The sequence below is a fragment of the Mesorhizobium sp. LSHC412B00 genome, assembly GCF_000503035.1.
Lineage (GTDB): Bacteria > Pseudomonadota > Alphaproteobacteria > Rhizobiales > Rhizobiaceae > Mesorhizobium.
This window is the reverse complement of sequence record NZ_AYWB01000043.1, coordinates 1-1892: the sequence shown is the minus strand read 5'-3', so window position 1 is coordinate 1892 and position 1892 is coordinate 1. Positions and strand designations below refer to the sequence as shown.

Annotated in this window: 4 protein-coding genes; 3 read left to right on the top strand and 1 reads right to left on the bottom strand. The window is 56.9% G+C overall.

Going from position 1 to position 1892, the window contains the following annotated elements:
* Positions 1-79 precede the first annotated feature (79 nt).
* Positions 80-409 carry a M20/M25/M40 family metallo-hydrolase gene (locus X757_RS1000000169970; RefSeq protein ID WP_084629812.1) on the top strand — a complete coding sequence of 110 codons (330 nt, stop codon included), beginning with the start codon at positions 80-82 and terminating at the stop codon, positions 407-409.
* Positions 410-509: 100 nt separating this feature from the next.
* Entirely contained in the window at positions 510-1313 is an 804-nt protein-coding gene (locus tag X757_RS135535) for an NAD(P)H-dependent oxidoreductase (protein WP_023728181.1), read from the top strand.
* On the opposite strand, the gene X757_RS1000000169330 is transcribed toward X757_RS135535, so the two are convergent.
* Entirely contained in the window at positions 1273-1527 is a 255-nt protein-coding gene (locus X757_RS1000000169330) for a peptidase dimerization domain-containing protein (protein WP_245275145.1), read from the bottom strand. The two genes, X757_RS135535 and X757_RS1000000169330, sit on opposite strands and share 41 nt — an antisense overlap.
* A 160-nt stretch (positions 1528-1687) precedes the next feature.
* Between X757_RS1000000169330 and X757_RS1000000169965 the strand changes: the two genes are divergently transcribed.
* The coding region (locus X757_RS1000000169965) for a serine hydrolase domain-containing protein (RefSeq protein WP_156933517.1) at positions 1688-1892 on the top strand (205 nt) is incomplete at its 3' end.

The following is a 1892-nucleotide window of genomic DNA, read 5'->3' as shown; positions in this document are numbered from 1 at the left end:
CTCCTCTTGGCAAAGTGACAGACCAGACCGAGCTGTCGATGATCGCCTTGGCCTGCCGTGAGGCGCTGGATGAAGGCGCCTGGCCACTTCCGTCGCCAAGGCGCTTGGCGCAGAGGCCGAGTTCGACTATTGCCGTGGTTACCCGACAGTCAATCATCCCATCCAGGCCGGCATTCTGGGGGATGCCGCCGCACGCGTGGCTGGAGAAGCTGCAGTGCGACGCAACGCGGCGCCCATAATGGGTGCGGAAGATTTCTCCTACATGCTGAAGGCCAGGCCTGGCGCTTTCATCTTCATGGGCAATGGCATAACCGCCCCCCTTCATGATCCCAAATATGATTTCAACGACAACGCCCTGCGCCACGGAATTGCTCTATGGGTCGATCTGGTGACGCGGGCAAACAGGTAGACCGTCGCTGACAAGGCAAAGGAAGCGGGAGAGCTGCTGGGCTGCCCGCCCAATGAGCGGCGGATACTAGGCCAAGCAAGAGAGTTTAGGAGTGACAAACATGCAGGCGCTAATCGTACACTGTCATCCAGAACCAACGTCATTCAATAGTGGGCTGAAGGGTGTGGCTACGGATACGCTGACGAGCCTTGGCTACAGCGTTGAGATTTCTGACCTCTACGCCGAGGGGTTCGACCCAGTTGAAAAGCCAGAGCACTATACGAACCGAAAGTATCCAGACTTTTTTGCGATCGAGGCTGAACAACGACACGCTTCCGAGACGGGCACGTTGCCCAGAGACGTTGTTCGTGAGATTACACGCCTGAGGCGCGCGGATCTCGTTGTGTTTCAGTTCCCGCTTTGGAACCACGGAGTGCCTGCCATGCTTAAGGGCTGGTTCGACAGAGTCTTTGTTTTGGGTGGCATACATACAAGTAGGATGCGGCACGACCGTGGGTACTTTCGCGGCAAACGCGCGCTTTGTTCAATAACCGCGGGTGCGGGCGCGGCGGCGTTTGAGCCCGATTCTTACGCTGGCGATATCGACTGCCTTATGTACCCGATCAATTGCGAACTGTACTATATGGGATTTTCTGTTCTTCCGCCCTTTCTAGCATATGGCGTGAAAAGTCGCGGTTTCGGTGTCGAAGAAGACAGTGAGTTCTGTCAAAAGCTCGAAGATATTAAGGCTGAATGGGCCGTGAGGCTGCAGAGTGTCCAGCAGACAGAGCCAATCGCATTTCCCGGAAAGGATGATTGGGACGAGGATGGCCGCTTGAAGAATTCCAACTGGCGTGGGGATTGGAGGGCTCGACTCCAAGCTTCTAAAGTCGACACACCCGACATGATGACGTGTTCCCGGTGACGACGCGGCTTTCGACTTGGTCGCGGCTGGTGTCTGACAAGGTTCGGACGGTGCCCTTCAGCACGACTTCGGCCGGGATGACGTTGTAGGCATTGCCAGCGTGGATGGATGTGACTGAGAGTACAACCGGGTCAATAGGGTCGACCCTCCTTGAGACGACACTCTGCAGTGTTCTGACCACGTGATTTGCTACCAGGATTGGCAAGGCGTTCATGTCGGCGCGGATGCCTATCATCCGGCTCGCCGGTGCAGTTCCACCCCGGATCACTGCAACGACCCCGCTTCGACCGATGCCGGTCGCGACCTCGTCGCGTCGGGAGCATTCAGCGTTGGGCGGAAATCGAATTTGAAGGCATGTCCGGATAGCGTGAAGAATGATGTCGACTGGAAAACAAGTGCGAGGTTCTTCTTCGGCTCGGGAAAGCTCAGTTTTGATGTCGGCGACGAAATCTTTCACGGGGGCGCTCACCGGAATTCTAGTCAACAAATGCCTGCTCGATGCTGATGAACCGGTGACGCACTATCTGCCGGAACTCGCTTCGACCGCCTACCGGGGGGCGACGGTGCAGCACCTTCTCG

Bases quoted from the DNA above. Each gene is read 5' to 3' on its own strand.
- X757_RS1000000169330 (WP_245275145.1), bottom strand. From the start codon at position 1,527: ATGAACGCCTTGCCAATCCTGGTAGCAAATCACGTGGTCAGAACACTG.
- X757_RS135535 (WP_023728181.1), top strand. From the start codon at position 510: ATGCAGGCGCTAATCGTACACTGTCATCCAGAACCAACGTCATTCAAT.